The organism is Pseudomonas sp. Irchel 3F3, from assembly GCF_900187545.1.
Lineage (GTDB): Bacteria > Pseudomonadota > Gammaproteobacteria > Pseudomonadales > Pseudomonadaceae > Aquipseudomonas > Aquipseudomonas fortuita.
This window is the reverse complement of the sequence record NZ_FYDS01000016.1, coordinates 46,472-64,816: the sequence shown is the minus strand read 5'-3', so window position 1 is coordinate 64,816 and position 18,345 is coordinate 46,472. Positions and strand designations below refer to the sequence as shown.

16 protein-coding genes, 5 tRNA genes and 2 pseudogenes are annotated in these 18,345 nt (G+C 59.0%); 12 read left to right on the top strand and 11 right to left on the bottom strand.

The features are described from left to right. Positions 1-31: 31 nt before the first annotated feature. The 7 genes and pseudogenes from CKW35_RS28995 to CKW35_RS26030 all read left to right on the top strand — a co-directional run. Positions 32-124 (top strand): annotated as a pseudogene (locus tag CKW35_RS28995) (hypothetical protein); the annotation flags it as partial. A gap of 3 nt (positions 125-127) precedes the next feature. Further along, a complete protein-coding gene (locus tag CKW35_RS26050) occupies positions 128-1,402 on the top strand; it encodes a polymorphic toxin type 47 domain-containing protein (RefSeq protein ID WP_256583421.1) in 1,275 nt (424 codons plus the stop codon). A gap of 8 nt (positions 1,403-1,410) precedes the next feature. After that, positions 1,411-1,830, top strand: coding sequence for a DUF6756 family protein (locus CKW35_RS28175; protein WP_143499810.1), 420 nt, complete (start codon positions 1,411-1,413; stop codon positions 1,828-1,830). Positions 1,831-2,002: 172 nt separating this feature from the next. Next, complete coding sequence (locus CKW35_RS26045; RefSeq protein WP_256583420.1) at positions 2,003-2,428, top strand: RHS repeat-associated core domain-containing protein; 426 nt, start codon at positions 2,003-2,005, stop codon at positions 2,426-2,428. 19 nt (positions 2,429-2,447) lie between these two features. Then, positions 2,448-4,043 carry an RHS repeat-associated core domain-containing protein gene (locus tag CKW35_RS26040; RefSeq protein ID WP_095117198.1) on the top strand — a complete coding sequence of 532 codons (1,596 nt, stop codon included), beginning with the start codon at positions 2,448-2,450 and terminating at the stop codon, positions 4,041-4,043. Positions 4,044-4,060: 17 nt separating this feature from the next. Beyond that, a complete protein-coding gene (locus CKW35_RS26035; RefSeq protein ID WP_159971700.1) occupies positions 4,061-4,558 on the top strand; it encodes an Imm15 family immunity protein in 498 nt (165 codons plus the stop codon). A 39-nt stretch (positions 4,559-4,597) separates the two neighbouring features. Then, a complete protein-coding gene (locus tag CKW35_RS26030) occupies positions 4,598-4,858 on the top strand; it encodes a PAAR domain-containing protein (RefSeq protein WP_080640999.1) in 261 nt (86 codons plus the stop codon). A gap of 791 nt (positions 4,859-5,649) precedes the next feature. On the opposite strand, the gene CKW35_RS26020 is transcribed toward CKW35_RS26030, so the two are convergent. The 5 genes from CKW35_RS26020 to CKW35_RS26000 all read right to left on the bottom strand — a co-directional run bounded on the left by CKW35_RS26020 (position 5,650) and on the right by CKW35_RS26000 (position 6,212). Next, a tRNA-Gly gene (locus tag CKW35_RS26020) sits at positions 5,650-5,725 on the bottom strand. Between the two features lie 86 nt (positions 5,726-5,811). Beyond that, positions 5,812-5,887: transfer RNA gene (locus tag CKW35_RS26015), tRNA-Gly, on the bottom strand. A 3-nt stretch (positions 5,888-5,890) separates the two neighbouring features. After that, positions 5,891-5,966, bottom strand: a tRNA-Glu gene (locus tag CKW35_RS26010). 92 nt (positions 5,967-6,058) lie between these two features. Continuing rightward, positions 6,059-6,134, bottom strand: a tRNA-Gly gene (locus CKW35_RS26005). A gap of 2 nt (positions 6,135-6,136) precedes the next feature. Further along, positions 6,137-6,212, bottom strand: a tRNA-Glu gene (locus CKW35_RS26000). A gap of 315 nt (positions 6,213-6,527) precedes the next feature. On the opposite strand from CKW35_RS26000, the gene CKW35_RS25995 reads away from it, so the two are divergent. Continuing rightward, positions 6,528-7,295 (top strand): hypothetical protein, encoded by a 768-nt coding sequence (locus CKW35_RS25995; protein WP_016485458.1) that lies wholly within the window; start codon positions 6,528-6,530, stop codon positions 7,293-7,295. 53 nt (positions 7,296-7,348) lie between these two features. On the opposite strand, the gene CKW35_RS25990 is transcribed toward CKW35_RS25995, so the two are convergent. Next, positions 7,349-7,831 (bottom strand): GAF domain-containing protein, encoded by a 483-nt coding sequence (locus tag CKW35_RS25990; protein WP_016485457.1) that lies wholly within the window; start codon positions 7,829-7,831, stop codon positions 7,349-7,351. Then, positions 7,828-8,718 carry an ATP-binding protein gene (locus tag CKW35_RS25985; RefSeq protein ID WP_016485456.1) on the bottom strand — a complete coding sequence of 297 codons (891 nt, stop codon included), beginning with the start codon at positions 8,716-8,718 and terminating at the stop codon, positions 7,828-7,830. Before CKW35_RS25985 ends, CKW35_RS25990 begins: the two co-directional genes overlap by 4 nt. Positions 8,719-8,917: 199 nt before the next feature. On the opposite strand from CKW35_RS25985, the gene CKW35_RS25980 reads away from it, so the two are divergent. Beyond that, the gene (locus CKW35_RS25980; protein ID WP_016485455.1) at positions 8,918-11,275 is read left to right on the top strand and encodes a response regulator; all 2,358 of its coding nucleotides are present in this window, start codon (positions 8,918-8,920) and stop codon (positions 11,273-11,275) included. On the opposite strand, the gene CKW35_RS25975 is transcribed toward CKW35_RS25980, so the two are convergent. Both CKW35_RS25975 and msrB read right to left on the bottom strand, forming a co-directional pair. Then, positions 11,265-11,753, bottom strand: a complete 489-nt coding sequence (locus tag CKW35_RS25975) for a glutathione peroxidase (protein WP_060518438.1) — start codon at positions 11,751-11,753, stop codon at positions 11,265-11,267. The genes CKW35_RS25980 and CKW35_RS25975 overlap by 11 nt on opposite strands. 13 nt (positions 11,754-11,766) lie before the next feature. Then, positions 11,767-12,162, bottom strand: a complete 396-nt coding sequence (msrB, locus tag CKW35_RS25970; protein ID WP_016485453.1) for a peptide-methionine (R)-S-oxide reductase MsrB — start codon at positions 12,160-12,162, stop codon at positions 11,767-11,769. Between the two features lie 168 nt (positions 12,163-12,330). Between msrB and CKW35_RS25965 the strand changes: the two genes are divergently transcribed. Together CKW35_RS25965 and htpX are read left to right on the top strand one after the other, a co-directional pair. Next, positions 12,331-13,542, top strand: a complete 1,212-nt coding sequence (locus tag CKW35_RS25965) for a pyridoxal phosphate-dependent aminotransferase (protein WP_016485452.1) — start codon at positions 12,331-12,333, stop codon at positions 13,540-13,542. A 276-nt stretch (positions 13,543-13,818) separates the two neighbouring features. Continuing rightward, positions 13,819-14,706: a protease HtpX gene (gene htpX / locus CKW35_RS25960; RefSeq protein ID WP_012271122.1), complete on the top strand. Its 888-nt coding sequence runs from the start codon at positions 13,819-13,821 to the stop codon at positions 14,704-14,706. A 47-nt stretch (positions 14,707-14,753) separates the two neighbouring features. Here the strand turns inward: htpX and CKW35_RS25955 are convergent, their stop codons facing one another. Further along, positions 14,754-15,404, bottom strand: a complete 651-nt coding sequence (locus CKW35_RS25955; RefSeq protein WP_016485450.1) for a thiopurine S-methyltransferase — start codon at positions 15,402-15,404, stop codon at positions 14,754-14,756. Between the two features lie 110 nt (positions 15,405-15,514). Here CKW35_RS25955 and CKW35_RS25950 point away from each other — a divergent pair, with 110 nt between their 5' ends. Continuing rightward, the gene (locus CKW35_RS25950) at positions 15,515-16,282 is read left to right on the top strand and encodes a class III extradiol ring-cleavage dioxygenase (protein ID WP_016485449.1); all 768 of its coding nucleotides are present in this window, start codon (positions 15,515-15,517) and stop codon (positions 16,280-16,282) included. 90 nt (positions 16,283-16,372) lie between these two features. Here CKW35_RS25950 and CKW35_RS25945 read toward each other — a convergent pair. Next, positions 16,373-18,089, bottom strand: a pseudogene (locus CKW35_RS25945) (DEAD/DEAH box helicase). Positions 18,090-18,345: the final 256 nt, after the last annotated feature.

Sequence of the window (18,345 nt, the reverse complement as noted above, 5' to 3'; positions counted from 1 at the left end):
ATAACACCGTGGCGCCACCAAGCGCATCGCGGTGCGCAGCTATCGGTACGACGAGGCCGGTCAGCTCACCCATATCAATGACCTGAATCGAGGGGACCTCCGATACCGCTACGATCCCGTAGGCCGGTTGCTCGAAGCCAGCCTGAATTATGACAAGGAGCTCTTTGCCTTTGACCCAGCGAGCAACCTGCTCGACCCACAGGCACCGCCTGGCCCAAATCCACATTCACCGCGCAGGATCAGCGACAACGTGCTGCGCAGCTACTGCGGTACACAGTACCGCTACGATGAACGCGGCAACCTGCTGGAGCGCATCGAGAATGGCAAAACAGGTCACTTCACGTGGGACCTCTACAACCGGCTGCGTAGGTACGAAGATGATCGGCTGATTGTTGATTTCGCCTATGACGCTTTGGGCCGACGTCTCTACAAGAATTCTCGCTCCAAGTACCGGGATCGTCCTCAGGCAGGTCCAGTATGGAACGAGAACGCTCGATGGCAGCGGGATGAAGAACTGGGCTGTGGGTTCACCTGGTTCACCTGGGAGGGTGACACGCTCGCGACGGAGTGCCATGACCGGGAGGAACGCGGCGGTAGTACGACCCACTACGTGTTTGAGCCTGGCACGTTCGTTCCCGTGGCGCAGGCGGTGATCAACTCAACGCTCGAGCTGATACCGCAACCCACCTATGGCGATCACTACAACATCGATCGAGATCCTGTATGGCTGCACCGGCCGACTCTAGGGCCAATTAATACCTTTGCCTGGTATCAATGCGATCAGCTCGGCACGCCAATAGAATTGACTGCAGAAAATGGGCAAATCGCATGGACCGCAAGCTACAAGGCTTGGGGCCTGGCAAAGGAAAAGCGGAGGGAGCAAGCACAGCGGGCGGAGATCCTGAATCCGCTACGCTTTCAGGGGCAATTCTTTGATACCGAGACTAATCTCCACTACAACAGACATCGCTATTATGATCCTTCAACTGGACGGTTCATTGGAAAAGATCCAATCGGATTCGCAGGAGGTTTAAACGCCTATGCTTACACGCCAAATCCAACTCAGTGGACTGACCCGTTAGGCCTTGCCAAACTGGATCATGCTGCAGACTTCGACACAGCCAGGAGGATGGCATTCAAGAATGCGGGCATGGATGACCCGGATAAAATATCGTTCACCAAAAACGACCCCGAGACAGGAACCATAGTAGAGTTTAAAGGACCTGGAGGAGGCAAAGTTGCTTATGATGCCCCTCACGCCGACATGGACGCTAAAAGCGGCCATGATAAGCCCCACATCGGCTGGCAAACTGCAGGAAAAAGAAATAAATGCGGATGCGGGGATAGAGGCAATATAACATATTCCGGCCCTCAGCATCCGCACCGATCTGATCAAAAGTGAGAACCCCAGTGACAAATATAAATATTTCACTAGCCGAAGAGTTACGCAGCGCACTTAAAGAGCAAGGAATTTCGTCCGACGAACCATCAGAAAAACCAGAAATCATATTGAAAATCCAATCAACATTCGTAATAGGGAATCCTCGTGCATGGTGGTTATCACTAGCTGCTGCGCCAACAATCCAGGTATTTTATGAAAATACTGGACACCTGCACCTATGCGAACTGGCACCAGACCACTCCGGGGAAATCTGGTTTATTGCCGACGAAGACAACGAAGACAAATTGATATTTAGTGCCCCATTAGAAAAAATATCATTAGTACTAGAAAACTGCAGATTCTTTGAATACTACATAGTTGATAAAAATTTAAAATGGATGATTACAGAGAACGATCATGGCGATTTATTACTCAGCCAAGTTGACTGAGCATAAATATCTAGCTGAGCGCGAAATCGCCTAGTGCATATATTTCTAAAAACACTGAGGAACTTACAATCAGATCGAGGGCCTGGCGAATATCTCATTCAATTCGCCAAGCCCTCGATCTTGGAACAGATTTCTTCTGCTCGCGGAGAACATTGATCGGCATCCTGTTTGGTTGCACAGGCCGGCCCCAGGGCCATTTAATACCTTTGCCTGGTATCAGTGCGACCAGCTCGGAACGCCAATGAAGGTGACGGATGAACGTGGGCAAACTTCCTGGAGCGGCACCTACAAGGTATGGGTGCTCGCGCAGGAAAGCAGGAGCGAGATTGCACTACGGGTAGAAATGGGAAATCCATTGCGCTTTCAGGGCCAGTACTTTGATATTGAGACTCGGCTGCACTACAACAGATGCCGGTACTATGACCTGCAAGTCGGACGGTTTATCGGGACGGATCCGATCGGCGCGGCTGGAGGAATAAACTTCTATAGCTATGTAACTAGCCCCACCAGCTGGGTCGATCCCGATGGTTTAGCCACAAAACCATTGCCATTCAAAACACCAGTACTTCTACGATCTGGCGGGCAACAACACCCGTGAACACCAGCACTTCAAGTACATGCAGCAGCCGAAGGTCGCGGTATTCACCCACGAATACGACGCGCTCAATCTGCGCATTGCCACCACCCGGCCTGACGGCCACAGGGTCAGCTGGCTGACTTATGGCAGCGGCCATCTACTGGGCCTGAAGTTTGACGACCGCGAACTGCTCAACTACCAACGCGATGATCTACACCGCGAAATTGGTCGCGAGCAAGGCAACGGCTTAGTCCAACGCCAGACCTGGACTCCAAACGGCCAATTGCTCGAACAGACCTTGGCACACCGTGGCGCCACCAAGCGCATCGCGGTGCGCAGCTATCGGTACGACGAGGCCGGTCAGCTCACCCATATCAATGACCTGAATCGAGGGGACCTCCGATACCGCTACGATCCCGTAGGCCGGTTGCTCGAAGCCAGCCTGAATTATGACAAGGAGCTCTTTGCCTTTGACCCAGCGAGCAACCTGCTCGACCCACAGGCACCGCCTGGCCCAAATCCACATTCACCGCGCAGGATCAGCGACAACGTGCTGCGCAGCTACTGCGGTACACAGTACCGCTACGATGAACGCGGCAACCTGCTGGAGCGCATCGAGAATGGCAAAACAGGTCACTTCACGTGGGACCTCTACAACCGGCTACGTAGGTACGAAGATGATCGGCTGATTGTTGATTTCGCCTATGACGCTTTGGGCCGACGTCTCTACAAGAATTCTCGCTCCAAGTACCGGGATCGTCCTCAGGCAGGTCCAGTATGGAACGAAAACGCTCGACGGGAGCGGGATGAAGAACTGGGATGCGGGTTCACTTGGTTCACCTGGGATGGTGATACGCTTGCTACTGAATGTCGTGACCGTGAAGAACGGGGTGGCAGCACTACTCATTATGTGTTTGAGCCTGGGACGTTCGTTCCCGTGGCCCAAGCGGTGATCAACTCCACGCTCGATTTGTTGCCGCAACCCATCTATGGCGATCACTACGACATTGAGCGGGATCCGGTGTGGCAGCACAAGCCAACTCCAACGCCGGCAGATACGTTCGCTTGGTATCAGTGCGATCAGCTTGGCACCCCTATGGAGGTGACAGATGAAGGCGGACTAATCACTTGGACCGGCATTTACAGGGCATGGGGGCTAGCGGAGGAAAATCGGAGTAAGAGAACGGGCACAGAAATGCGAAGTCCGCTACGCTTTCAGGGGCAGTATTACGACATAGAGACAAAACTCCATTACAACAGGTATCGATACTATGAACCTTCTACGGGAAGATTTATCGGAAAAGATCCTATTGGAATGGACGGCGGACTCAACCACTATACGTACGCCCCTAATCCAGTTGAGTGGATCGACCCATTAGGCTTAGCCAAATCGAAACCAAGCGGCACACCTAAGCAAGCACAACGAAAGGTAATGAGGGAGCAAGCACCTGCTGAAATTACAAGAATTGACGCCCCTGAACAGGATGTACCTGCAAGTCAGTGGCACGCTCATTGCCCATGCGGATCCGGTTACAATCAGGATGGATCGATTCATGACAAGGCCAAAGGTGAAGTCACATTCTCAAGAAAGACGATACAATGGCTAAATGACCATGGTTGGAGAATCAACAAATGATGAGCTTGGCGAACATCATGAACGAGCTGTTCAAGAATGAGCCTTGGGTTGATGTCAATACGTTTTTTGACAACTACGAAACCCTTGAAGAAATCCCTCTAGTATCTCGATATAGGAAAATTCCATCCATAATAACCAGCACTGGCTGTGAAGATATCGCAGAGTTCCTAGCAAGCACTTCTTTCTTCGTTCTAAGCTGGGCAATGCTTTTTGCTCGCAACAAGGATATAAATCTGAACAACCGATTTATAGCACTGAGCTATACGGATTTTGATTTTTCAAATCCTCAAGAGCCACCCATTCCAAACTTTTTTATACATTCAACAGAGACAAAAATGGAATTCTTAAACCGCCTTAAGTCTCACCAACATATAAACAGCTCACAAGAATTAAAATCGATCAAGAAGTTATTTAGATCATGCAAAATTGAATCGGCATTGAACTTTTACGAAAGCAGATTTTACGACGAAGCTTGCAATGAGGAGCTTGTTAGGGTTTATGCTGTCCCTCGCTGACATGCAACTGATAAGTAGCCAAAGGAGTGACACCACTCAATGAACATCGTACGACTTGGTGACAGCACGGACCATGGGGGCAAGGTTTCTTCCTCCATCCCCCACACGAACCTCAACGGCAAACCGATAGCAGGTAAAGGAAACATGGTTTTTTGTCCGTTATGTAAAGGAGAATTCCCAATTGTGGAGGGCAGCGGCACCTACCGCGTCAATGGAATACCCGTCGCTCTTGACGGTATGAAAACCGCCTGCGGCGCCCGCTTGATCGCCAGCGCATCACACGGCAGCGTTCATCGCTGAGTGAACTAGGCCAGATGGAGTAGGTGAACAACAGACATCCCAGCAGTATGTCTGTTGCCGCCGCTGCTGACCTACGAGCAAGGCGTGATCGCTCGAGGATGTATGGCATTGCCGGATGGCATCCTCCCCAAGCGCCTGGCAGCGCTATTGGCGAGGAAGAACCCGGCATCAATCCCCAGCTGTTCGGAGTGCCGCTCGCTAAACAACTTAAAGGCCTGCAGCGCAACCTTTTCGATGCCGGCTTCGACTGTAACCCTGGAGAGCCTATGGCCTGCCCAGCGAACCGCTGTTGCAGCCCGAACTGGTTGTCGCCCTCCCCTTTGGCGATGTTCAATCCAGCATTCGGGAGCGAGCTGCACCGGATTGTCGAGCTGCGCGGAAGCGGAACTGGCGCGTCGACTCAGCCTCGACGGCTATCCCGTGCAGCAGTCATATATCAGTCGCATGCGCGATGCCTGACCATCCTGCGCGAGCTGTGGACCGAGACCAAGGACGAGCGCTTCTTTCGCGTAGCCTGTCTGTTTCGACCTTAGCCAGCCCGTGGGGAAATCGTCGCGCTGACTGGACACCTGGCAGAAAACGAGCTGCACGGCGGACTGATATCGATGCCCAAGGCCCAGATCAGCCATCAATCCGCTACCCCAACCACCCGGAATCGCTGTACTTAAAAATGTACTTAAATTTCGTGGCTGCTGGTGGATTCTGGCAGATTGCGCTGGAACGAAAAAAGACGCCGAAGCGTCTATTTTCAAGAACTTACAGACTTCCATGGAACTCTGTAGATCGATATTTGGAGCGGGAAACGAGACTCGAACTCGCGACCCCGACCTTGGCAAGGTCGTGCTCTACCAACTGAGCTATTCCCGCATTGTAAAACTTTTACCGCTTTTGGCGTGAAGCGCCTTGACGACCTTCACCACCACTGCACCGCATAGACGCCACAGTATTTAAACTGGAGCGGGAAACGAGACTCGAACTCGCGACCCCGACCTTGGCAAGGTCGTGCTCTACCAACTGAGCTATTCCCGCAAATGGCGTCCCCTAGGGGACTCGAACCCCTGTTACCGCCGTGAAAGGGCGGTGTCCTAGGCCACTAGACGAAGGGGACACACAACACTTTTCAGTGCACCAGCACATGAACCTCACGGTTCAGACTGGATTTTCTTTTCCTGCCCCGCCGTTAAGCAGTGCCGGAGAAACTGGAGCGGGAAACGAGACTCGAACTCGCGACCCCGACCTTGGCAAGGTCGTGCTCTACCAACTGAGCTATTCCCGCATTGGCGTCCCCTAGGGGACTCGAACCCCTGTTACCGCCGTGAAAGGGCGGTGTCCTAGGCCACTAGACGAAGGGGACACGCTACAAGCATTACTGCTTGCTTTCACTCCCTGCCGCGTTTCGCTGTGTGCTTTACGCTGCAAGTGGCGCGCATTCTATGGATGGATCGGGAAGGCGTCAACCCCTTTGTAGAAATTTATTTAAATCAAAGACTTCCGGGTGGGTTGGGGTGTAAATGCGGGGCGGGTTGTCGATAGAGAGAGCAGTCATCCTGCACTGGCCTCTTCGCGGCTTTAGCCGCGAAAGGACCAGCACTGGCATACAGCCGCTGTTCGCCCCTTGGCAAACTCACTACACTCAAAGCTGTAATTCTTCTTCAATGAGGCATTAACGGTGACACCACTTCTGATCACCCTGCTCATCGTGGCGGGCATCGCGTTGCTGATCGTGATCGGCTACCTCAACAATGTGGTCGAAAACGGCAAACTCGAACGCGCCCGGACCAAGATCGAGCTGGCCGACCGCCTGCGCCGCTGTGGCGAAATCACCGAGACCTTCCCGGGCCAGTTCATGACCCCGGCCCTTAAACTGTTGCTCACCCGCCTGGAGCTGAACCTTACCCAGCGCCAGCTGGCGGTGGACAAGCATAATGCCGAACTCAAGGCGCGCATTGCCGAGCTGGACGTGCTGATTGCCCTGGGCGAAAAGATCCCGGTGAACAACCCGCCCAACCCGATCCATACCGAGATCAAGGCCAAGGACGTGCGCTTCTTGCTGGAGGCCATGCACAACCAGGTGACTCGTGCGGCCCAGGAAGGCTTCCTGACCACGCCTGAAGCCAAGCACTGGGTCAAGGAAATCCGCCACATCCTGGTCCTGCTGCATATCGAGTTCTTCAACAACCTCGGCCAGCAAGCCCTGCAGAAGAACCAGCCCGGCCAGGCACGCCTGGCATTCGAGCGCGGCGTGCAGTACCTGCGCAAGCAGCCGGAGCCGAAGGTGTATGAAGAGCAACTGACGTATCTGGAAAAGCTGCTGGCGCGGGCCAATGCCCAGGTGCTGGACCGCATGGCACCTGCGGAGGACGAGCACAACGAACTGACCGACGGGCTCAAGACCGATGCAGAAGAGACCTGGAAGAAGAAAGTGATCTACGACTGATTCGTTAGCCTGTGCTGGCCCTGTGAGAGCGGCCAGTACAGCGAACCTGTTGGTCAGCAGTCTGTCAGCTCCAGGAAGATCGCCGCCAAGCGTTCCAGCCCCGCCTGGTCTGCCTCGCTGAACCGCCCAACCTTCGGGCTATCCAGGTCCAGCACACCAATCAACCGCCCCGCCTTAACCAACGGGATTACCAGCTCGCTGTTGGACGCGCTGTCACAGGCAATGTGGCCCGGAAACGCATGCACGTCCTCTACCCGCTGGGTCTGGCGCGTTGCCGCCGCTGCACCGCACACGCCCTTGCCGAACGGAATGCGCACGCACGCCACCTGGCCCTGGAACGGGCCCAGCACCAGCTGTTCGTTGCGGTTGAGGTAGAACCCCGCCCAGTTCAGGTCGTCCACCTGGTTGTACAGAAACGCCGAAAACTGTGCGGCATTGGCGATGAAGTCACGCTCGTCGGCAAACAGCGCCTGCACTTGCGCCGCCAGCAGGTGGTAGCCGTCGAGGCCGGCGCCACTGGCATTAAGGTCGATCATTTACTTTGCTCCAGCAATTGCAGCCCGACCCAATAGCGGGCGAACTGATAGGCACAACGGCCATTACGGTTACCGCGGCCGGTGGCCCAGCGCACGGCGAGGATGTCGAGTGCTTCAGAGCGCTGCCAGGCAAGCCCGGCAGGCCGTGCCAACTGGCCAATCCAGTGCTCGACAACATTCAGGAAGTGGTCCTGGGTAAACGGGTAGAACGACAGCCACAGGCCAAAGCGGTCAGACAGGGCAATCTTGTCCTCCACCGCTTCGCTGGGGTGCAGTTCGCCATCTACGCGCTTCCAGTTTTCGTTGTCGCTTTCTTTTTCGGGCACCAGGTGGCGGCGGTTGGAGGTGGCGTACAGCAGCACGTTGTCCGGCGCCTGCTCCAGCGAGCCGTCGAGCACGCTTTTGAGTACCCGGTAGTCGCCCTCCCCGGCCTCGAACGACAAGTCGTCACAGAACAGGATGAAGCGTTGTGGCAGCTTCTGCAGCTGCTCGACCACCCGTGGCAGGTCGGCCAGGTGGTCGCGTTCAATTTCGATCAGGCGCAGGCCGGCGCTGGCATGCTCGGCCAGCAAGGCGCGCACCAGCGACGACTTGCCAGTACCGCGCGAGCCCCACAGCAGCGCGTGGTTGGCCGGCAGGCCGTTGATGAACTGGTGGGTGTTGCGGCCCAGCTGGTCGCGCTGCTGGTCGACGCCGATCAGGTCGGTCAGGCGGATGTCCAGGCTGACTTCCAATGGCAGCAGATAACCGCTACGGCCATCGCGCTGCCAGCGCGCGGCCAGGGTGGTGCCCCAGTCGATGTTCGGGCGCTGTGCCGGTAACAGGGGCTCAAGGCGCGCCAGTACCGATTCGGCGCGGTCCAGAAAAGCAATCAAGCGAGCGTCCATGACGACTCCTAACAATTCAGATTCGAGGCTGCTGTGCTGGCCTCTTCGCGGCTAAAGCCGCTCCCACAGGGACCGCACCAGGCCAGAGGACGGCGCAGTACCTGTGGGAGCGGCTTTAGCCGCGAGAGGCCGGTACAGCCAGTTGAGCAATCAAGGCTGAATGTGTGACAGACCCACCAGTAGCCGGGGTTGATCGGCTATGCTTGCGCAGCGCAAGGAACGGGAAACCGGCTCGGGACTCATGGATATCAAGTTCACCAATCGCCTGTCATACAAGCAAGCCCGGTTGACAGTCCTGGTCGGCTTCATCCTGGGAACATTGCTCAGTCTCATCCAGATCGGCATCGATTATGCCAGCGAAGATGCGTCCATCAACCGTGAAGTGAATGCGTTGCTGCAAATCAGCCACAACCCGGCCTCGCGCATCGCCTACAACATCGACTCGGAGCTGGCGCTGGAGCTGACCCGCGGCTTGTTGCAGTCGCCGGCCATCATCCGTGCGCGGCTGATCGACAACAACGACACCGTGCTGGCCGACGTCGAGCGGCCCAGGCTGCAACACCGCTACCGGCCGCTGAGCGACTTCCTGTTCGGCGAGCAGCGCCAGTTCAAGGAACGCTTGTACCTGACCCACATGCCAGAGGAAAACCTGGGCACCCTGTACCTGGACGTCGACACCTTTGCCTTCGGCAGCCGCTTTCTCGAACGCGCCGGCATCACCCTGCTCAACGGTTTTGCCCGTAGCCTGGTGCTGACCGGCATTCTGCTGGCGCTATTCTACATGATGCTGACCAAGCCACTGGTCACGGTGATCGGCGCGCTCAGCGGCAGCGACCCGCGCAAACCCCGGCAAACCCGCCTGGACTGCCCGCACGGCCACGAGCACGACGAAATTGGCGTGCTGGTGAAAGTCGCCAACCAGCAGTTCGTCAGCATGGCCACCGAGATCGAGCAGCGGCGCACCGCCGAAAACCGCCTTACCCAGTACCTGAACGAACTGGAAGACATCGTCTCGGCACGCACCAACGAGTTGAAGGCCAGCAACAACAGCCTGAGCCTGTCCAACCAGGAGCTGGAAGAAGCGCGCCGCCGCGCGCTGGACATGGCCCAGGCGCGTGCGGCGTTCCTGGCCAACATGAGCCACGAAATCCGCACCCCGCTAAACGGCATGCTCGGCATGATCGCCCTGGCCCTGGACAGCCCGCTACCCAGCGAGCAGCGCCAGCAACTGGCGATTGCCCACGACTCGGGCAAAGTACTGGTGGAGTTGCTGAACGATATCCTCGACCTGTCCAAGTTCGATGCCGGCCAGCTGGAGCTGGAACGCATTCCGTTCGACATGGGTTCGATGGTGGAGGACACCGCCAACCTGCTGTCTCAGAACACCGCACAGAGCGTGGAACTGACCTGCCTGATTGCCCGTGACTTCCCCAGCAGTGTGCTCGGCGACCCCACGCGGGTGCGGCAGATCGTCAGCAATCTGCTGTCCAACGCGCTGAAGTTCACCCGCTTCGGCCGCGTCGATGTGCGCCTGGTGACTATCGTCGGCGGTGTCCGGCTAGAGGTGCGTGATACCGGCATCGGCATCCCTGAAGACGCCCAGGCACGGATCTTCCAGCCGTTTACCCAGGCCGGCGCCGGCATCACCCGCCAGTACGGCGGCACCGGCCTGGGCCTGGCGCTGACGCGCAACCTGTGCAAGGCCATGCAAGGCCATTTGCACATTCGCTCCGAAGCGGGCTTTGGCAGCTGCTTCAGCGCCGAGCTGCCGCTGGTCGTGCACACTGAAGCCATCGCACCGTTGCCGCTGCATGGGCGTGTGGCCGCCCTGAGCGATGCAGGCAGCGGGCTCAACGAACTGTTACAGGGCCTGCTGCCCGCCTGGGGTTTGACCTACCAGCGGCATGACAGCAGCGCGACGCTAGCCGCCACCGCGATGGACCTGCTGATCACCGACGACGTAGAGCGCCTGTTCGAACTGCGCCAAACGCTGAAAACCCCCATCTTGCTGGTGACCGCCTACGGCAACTTCCTGTCAAGCGAGCAATCCGCCGCCCTCGCCCCACTCCATCAACTGGCCCGGCCACTGGCGCGCAACGCCCTGTACCAGACCCTGCGCCGCACCCTGCAAGGCTTCGACCCCGAGCACCCGCTGGCCAGCCCGGCCATCAGCCTGGAGGCAGGCCGCGCGCGGATCTTGCTGGTGGAAGACAACCCCGTGAACCAGTTAGTGGCCAAGGGCATGCTGGCCAAGCTCGGCTGCCAGGTGCAACTGGCCACGCAGGGCGCCGAGGCCCTGGAGCAGCTGGAACGGGATGACTTCGACCTGGTGCTGATGGACTGCAACATGCCAGTGATGGACGGTTACGAAGCCAGCCGACGCATCCGCCAGAGCGGCCGCTGGCCCAACCTGCCAATCGTCGCCCTCACCGCCAACGCCATGCCCGAGGAGCGCGAGCGCTGCCGGACCGCGGGCATGAACGACTACCTGGCCAAGCCATTTCGCCGCGAAGAGCTACTGGCGCTGATCGACCACTGGGTTCCGCTCAGCGGCTAAGCAGGCGCTCGATGTCTGTTGCCAAGGCCTGTGGCTTGGTAGTGGGTGCATAACGCGACACCTGGCCGCTGGCCGGGTCGACCAGGAACTTGGTGAAGTTCCACTTGATCTTCTGGCTGCCCAAAATGCCCGGTGCGCGCTGCTTGAGCTCGACGAACAACGGGTGGGTGCCTGGGCCGTTGACTTCGATCTTGCGAAACAGCGGGAAGCTCACGCCAAAGTTGCGTTCGCAGAACTGCGCAATGTCCCGCGCGTCGCCCGGCTCCTGCTTGCCGAACTGGTTGCAGGGAAAGCCCAGCACCACCAGGCCGCGCTCGCGGTAGGCCTGCCACAGTTGCTCCAGGCCCTTGTACTGCGGGGTAAAGCCGCACTGGCTGGCGGTATTGACCACCAGCAACGCCTTGCCCGGGAAGTCGCCGAGCTTCTTTTGCTCGCCGCCCAGGGTCACGCAGGGGATGTCCAGCATCGATCCAGCCATGTCAGGGCTCCGGTCAGTCGCGCGGGCGCAAGTCGATGCACACCGAGTTGATACAGTAGCGCAGGCCAGTCGGTGGCGGGCCATCGGGGAACACGTGGCCCAGGTGCGCGTCGCAGCGGGCACAGGTGACTTCGGTACGGATCATGCCGTGGGAGGTGTCACGGATCTCGATCATCGCACTGTCTTCGATCGGCGCGTAGAAGCTGGGCCAGCCGCAGCCGGAATCGAACTTGGTCTGCGCATCGAACAGTTTCGCGTTGCAGCAGATGCAATGGTAAATGCCGTCTCGGCGCTCGCTGTTGTACTTGCCGCTGAACGGCCGCTCAGTACCTTTTAGGCGGCATACCTGGTACTGCTCGGGGTCGAGCATCGACCGCCATTGCTCCAGGGTTTTTTCGATCTTTTGCATATGGAAACCTCGGCAGGCTGAATTTCACCTCGCACCGTCTTTTCCGGGGCGCGGGTGGCACGTATATTAGTTGGCTTCGTGTGCCAGGCGTTCAGTCTGGCACCCGCTTCCTGCCGTTACAAACCTTTCGGCGGGGCGTAGCGCGTTTTCTCATATCGGGATCCCATCATGCAGTTCAGCAAATCGAACAAGCTCGCCAATGTCTGCTATGACATTCGCGGCCCAGTGCTCAAGCACGCCAAGCGCCTGGAAGAGGAAGGCCACCGCATCCTCAAGCTGAACATCGGCAACCCAGCGCCGTTTGGCTTCGAGGCGCCCGATGAAATCCTCCAGGATGTGATCCGCAACCTGCCCACCGCGCAGGGCTACAGCGACTCCAAAGGCCTGTTCAGCGCACGCAAGGCCGTGATGCAGTACTGCCAGCAGAAGGAAATCGAAGGCGTCACCATTGAGGACATCTACCTCGGTAACGGCGTTTCCGAGCTGATTGTCATGTCGATGCAGGCGCTGCTGAACAACGGCGACGAAGTGCTGATCCCGGCCCCCGACTACCCGCTGTGGACGGCCGCCGTAAGCCTGGCCGGGGGCAAGCCGGTGCACTACCTGTGCGACGAGCAGGCCGACTGGTTCCCCGACCTTGAAGACATCAAGGCCAAGATCACCCCGAACACCAAGGCCCTGGTGATCATCAACCCGAACAACCCGACCGGCGCGGTGTACTCCAGGGAGCTGCTGCTGGGTATGCTGGAGCTGGCCCGCCAGCACAACCTGGTGGTGTTCTCCGACGAAATCTACGACAAGATTTTGTACGATGAAGCGGTACACATCAGCACCGCCTCGCTGGCACCAGACCTGCTGTGCCTGACTTTCAACGGCCTGTCCAAGTCTTACCGGGTGGCGGGCTTCCGTTCCGGCTGGCTGATCATCTCCGGGCCCAAGCACCACGCGCTCAGCTACATCGAAGGCATCGACATGCTGGCGAACATGCGCCTGTGCGCCAACGTGCCGGCCCAGCATGCCATCCAGACCGCACTGGGCGGCTACCAGAGCATCAACGACCTGGTGCTGCCGCCAGGCCGCCTGCTGGAGCAGCGCAACCGTACCTACGAGCTGCTAAACGATATCCCGGGTGTAAGCTGCGTGAAGCCGATGGGTGCGCTGTATGCCTTCCCGCGGATCGACCCGAAGGTGTGCCCGATCCTCAACGACGAGAAGTTCGCCCTGGACCTGCTGCTGTCGGAAAAGCTGCTGATCGTACAAGGTACGGCGTTCAACTGGCCGTGGCCGGACCACTTCCGCGTGGTGACCTTGCCGCGGGTGGATGACCTGGAAGCGGCGATTGGCCGGATCGGCAATTTCCTGCGGACGTATTCGCAGTAAATGATGGCCTCTTCGCAGCACCAGGCTGCGCCTACAGGTGTACGCGTTCTCCTGTAGGCGCAGCCTGGTGCTGCGAATGGGCTGCAAAGCAGCCCCTCGCACTCTCACAGGGTGTTTCTTACATCCTGCAACGCTCTATCCCACAGCTCCCGCGTCATCCTCTGCCATACTCCGCCGTACACAGTTTGAAATAGTCGGCCGATTGAATCGGCGCGACAGGCCCCTTATATACCCCGCAGTAAGCGACAATTCATCCGTCAGGAGAACGTAACAACCATGATGCGCATTCTGTTGTTTGTGGCCACCAACCTTGCGGTGGTGCTGGTTGCAAGCATTACCCTGAGCCTGTTCGGTTTCAACGGGTTCATGGCCGCCAACGGGGTCGACCTGAACCTCAGCAGCCTGCTGGTGTTCTGCGCCGTGTTCGGCTTTGCCGGCTCCCTCGTCTCGCTGTTCATCTCCAAGTGGATGGCAAAGATGAGCACCGGCACCCAGATCATCAGCCAGCCGCGCACCCGCCACGAGCAGTGGCTGTTGCAAACGGTCGAAGAGCTCTCCCGTGAAGCGGGTATCAAAATGCCCGAGGTGGGTATCTTCCCGGCGTACGAGGCCAACGCCTTCGCCACCGGCTGGAACCGCAACGACGCATTGGTAGCCGTGTCCCAGGGCCTGCTGGAGCGTTTCTCGCCCGATGAAGTGCGGGCGGTGCTGGCCCACGAAATCGGCCACGTGGCCAATGGCGACATGGTCACCCTGGCGCTGGTACAGGGCGTGGTGAACACCTTCGTGATGTTCTTCGCACGCATCATCGGCAACTTCGTCGACAAGGTCATCTTCAAGAACGAAGAAGGCCAAGGCATTGCCTACTACGTGGCGACCATCGTTGCCGAGCTGATCCTGGGCATCCTGGCCAGCATGATCGTGATGTGGTTCTCGCGCCGCCGCGAGTACCGCGCCGACGAAGCCGGTGCGCAACTGGCTGGCACCTCGGCCATGATCGGCGCCCTGCAGCGCCTGCGCGTGGAACAAGGCCTGCCAGTGCACATGCCAGACACCATGAAGGCCTTTGGCATCAACGGTGGCCTCAAGCACGGCCTGGCCGGGCTGCTGATGAGCCACCCGCCCCTGGAAGACCGTATCGAGGCCCTGCGCCGTCGCGGTTGATCCATCGGGTAATACAGAAAGGGCGACTTTGGTCGCCCTTTTTCGTATTACCGGCCAAGCCGGTAAACCCGCTCCAACAGACTGGAAACCCCGGCCTGCACAAACTTGGGGCTCTCCTGAATCACCTCTACCGCCTCCAGCTCATGCAGCTGCCACCCTGCAAACCCCTGCCGCACCTCTGCGTCCCCGACTGAAAACGGCGGCCCGGGCAGCAGTGACTGATCATAATCCAAGGTCACCACCAAACCCCGGCAATTGGCCGGCAGCAAAGCCGTCAGCGCCTGCATGTACATCGCGCGCATTTGCGCCGGCAGCGCAATCAGCGCCGCCCGGTCATACAGCCCCACGCAGTCGCCTATATCCTGCGCACGCAACGCAAAGAAATCACCACACCACAGCTCCACGTCACCACTGCGCCAAACTTCGAAGTCCCCGCGCTGCTGCACCTCGGCTTCAAGCCCGTGCTCGCCGAAGAAATCCTCTACCGCGCGCCGCGACAGCTCCACACCCAACACTCGGTACCCCTGCCCGGCCAGCCAGATCAAATCCAGGCTTTTGCCGCACAGCGGCACCAGCACTCGGCTACCAGACTCAAGGCCGAGTGACGGCCAGTGCGCCTGCAGGTACGAATTGACCTGCCCCTGATGAAAGCCGATCTGGTTATCGACCCACCGCTTGTGCCAGAAAGCTGGCTCCATGGTTGCTCCTTGTTTATCGAGTAAACCGATAGAAAACGCGTAAAACTTGCGATGGATATCGATCAGTTTCTGACCGAAGATGAGTGCATCTTAACCTTCAGGACCTTGCCATGCTGCCCAGCCTGTTCATTTCCCATGGTTCGCCCATGCTCGCCCTGCACCCGGGTGCCAGCGGGCCGGCCTTGGCCGGGCTGGCCAACAGCCTGCCACGCCCCAAGGCAATCGTGGTGGTGTCAGCGCACTGGGAAAGCCGTGAACTGCTGGTAACCAGCAGTGCACAGCCAGAAACCTGGCACGACTTCTACGGCTTTCCACCGGCATTGTATGCGGTGCAATACCCGGCGCCGGGCGAGCCTTCCCTGGCAGGCCAGGTCAGCGAGTTGCTGAAGGCTGCCGGGCTGCCAGCCCGGCTGGACGCCCAGCGGCCGTTCGACCACGGCGCCTGGGTACCGCTGTCGCTGATGTACCCGGACGCAAGCATTCCGGTGGTGCAGGTTTCCCTGCCCAGCCACATGGGGCCTGCGCTGCAGGTGAAGGTGGGCCAGGCGCTGGCGAACTTGCGTGCCGAGGGCATCTTGCTGGTGGGTTCGGGCAGCATCACCCATAACCTGGGGGAACTGGACTGGCATGCAGGGCCGGATGTGATCGAGCCATGGGCGCTGGCGTTCAGGGATTGGGTGGTGGAGCGGCTGCAGGAAGATGACCAAGCGGCATTGCTGGATTACCGGAAGCAGGCGCCACATGCTGTGCGTAACCATCCCAGTGATGAGCATTTGCTGCCGCTGTTCTTTGCCCTGGGGGCTGGGAGCAGGTTTGGCGTGGTGCATCAGGGGTTTACCCTAGGGGCGCTGGGGATGGATATATATCGGTTCGACTGAAGGGCCTCTTCGCGGGCTTGCTCGCGAAAGGGCCGGTACAGGCAAAAAAAATCCCCGACCTGGGCCGGGGATTTTTTTATAGCGCCAGGATCAATCCTCGCGGTAGCGACGCAGCTTCAGCTGCTTGCCAGCTACGCGGGTGTCCTTGAGCTTGGACAGCAGCTTCTCGAGGCCGTCTTCCGGCAGCTCGACCAGGCTGAAGCTGTCGCGAACCTGGATGCGACCGATGGCATCACGCGCCAGGCCACCCTCGTTGAGGATCGCGCCCAGCAGGTTCTTGGCAGCGATACCGTCGCGGGCACCCAGGGCGGTACGGCAACGTACACGGCCTTCGGCCAGCGGCAGCGGCGCACGGCGCTCGCGGTCACCGCGGTCAGGGCGCTCGCCACGCTCAGGACGCTCACCACGCTCACCACGCGGGGCACCAACGCCCGGCACCAGCGGCTGCTCACGCTCTACCGCAGCCAGGTCCAGCGCCTGGCCATTGGTGGCTTTGCGCAGCAAGGCCGAAGCCAGCGCACGTGCGCTGCAACCCAGGTCGGTGGTCAGGCGGTCGAACAGTTCACCGTGGGTGGCTTCTGCTTCGGCTACCAGCGGCGCCAGGCTCGAGGTCAGCTTCTTGATGCGGGCATCCAGCACGGCCTGGGCATTCGGCAGGCGGGCTTCGGCAACTTTCTGTCCGGTTACACGCTCGATCACCTGCAGCATGCGGCGCTCACGCGGGGTGACCAGCAGCAGCGCACGGCCTTCGCGACCGGCACGGCCAGTACGGCCGATACGGTGCACGTAGGACTCTGGGTCGTACGGCATGTCAACGTTGAACACGTGGGTGATGCGCGGTACGTCCAGACCACGGGCAGCGACGTCGGTGGCGACGACGATGTCCAGGCGGCCATCCTTGAGCGAGTCGATCACGCGCTCACGCTGGTTCTGGGCGATGTCGCCGTTCAGCGCGGCAGCCTTGTAGCCTTTGGCTTCCAGGGCGGCGGCCAGGTCCAGGGTGGCTTGCTTGGTACGCACGAAGGCGATCAGTGCGTCGAACTCTTCCACTTCCAGCAGACGCAGCACAGCCGGGATCTTCTGGTCGGCATGGACCATCAGGTGGGCTTGCTCGATCGCGGTTACGGTCTGGGTCTTGGTCTGGATCTTGACGTGCTTGGGCTCGCGCAGGTGGCGCTCGGCGATCGAACGGATCGACGACGGCAGGGTTGCGGAGAACAGTACGGTCTGACGGGTAGCCGGGATTGCGTCGAAGATCACTTCGAGGTCATCCATGAAGCCCAGCTTCAGCATCTCGTCGGCTTCGTCCAGTACCAGGTACTGCACGGTGGACAAGACTTTTTCGTCACGACGCAGGTGGTCGCACAGGCGGCCCGGGGTGGCGACGACGATTTGCGCGCCGTTGCGGATTGCACGCAGCTGTGGGCCCATCGGGGCACCACCGTATACGGCAACCACGTTCACGCCCGGCATCTGCTTGGCGTAGGTTTCGAAAGCGGTAGCTACTTGCAGCGCCAACTCACGGGTTGGCGCCAGGATCAGGGCTTGCGGTTCGCGCTTGCTCACATCGATCTTGTTGAGGATCGGCAGGGCGAAGGCAGCGGTCTTGCCGGTGCCCGTCTGCGCCTGGCCGATCATGTCGTGACCGGCGAGGATGATCGGGATCGATTGTTGCTGAATGGCGGACGGCTCTTCGTAGCCGGTAGCCACAACAGCAGCAACAATGTTCGGATTAAGATCGAGAGCGGCGAAGCCGCCGGTTTCCTGGGTCATGGGTCTGCCTCTAGGTGCATCCGCAAAGACCCATGCTCCAAAGCTGCACATGCCTTGAAAGACCGTCAGGTCACCCAGGCAGCTTTGGCGGCGGGGATTTGCGAAAACGATTGAAAAAGAAAACTTGGGAAGGTCCGCCTAGCGGACGCGCAGCCGAAGCTGGACTCGGAGGATTTGCACCACCTGATTTTGAGGTCCGCTAAAAGACCGGCGCGTACTATACCTGAAATAGCGGCAACCGTGAGGAATATTTTCAGGGGGCAAGGCCATTATCGGGCCATCAACCAATC